General features: G+C 65.4%; 1 protein-coding gene. It reads right to left on the bottom strand.

What is annotated here, in order from left to right; translation table 11 throughout:
• Positions 1 to 231 (bottom strand): hypothetical protein (locus tag BN358_RS27215; RefSeq protein ID WP_198018538.1); only part of this gene is annotated, 231 nt, incomplete at both ends.

The following is a 231-nucleotide window of genomic DNA, read 5'->3' as shown; positions in this document are numbered from 1 at the left end:
GTAACCCGGGGTGAGGGCGTACGCGGCCTCCTTGGTTTGCCGGTCCTTGGGGAAGGGGGTTTCGTCGTCGAGGTACTTGCGGATATCGGCGCGGCGGCGCTGCACGAAGTAGCCGGCGAGGCGGCTGCGTTCTGCTGGCTGCTCCAGGTTGATGTCGTGAAGGCCTTCGTCCAAGAGCCCGATCAGGTTACGGAAGGTCTCGTCCTTGCCGCTGTGCGGGGTGGCTGTGAC

Origin of the sequence: Sedimentibacter sp. B4, from assembly GCF_000309315.1 — a bacterium.
GTDB classification, from domain to species: Bacteria; Bacillota; Clostridia; order Tissierellales; family Sedimentibacteraceae; genus Sedimentibacter; species Sedimentibacter saalensis.
Note: the sequence above shows the minus strand (reverse complement) of the source record. Positions and strands in the feature narration are given on the sequence as shown.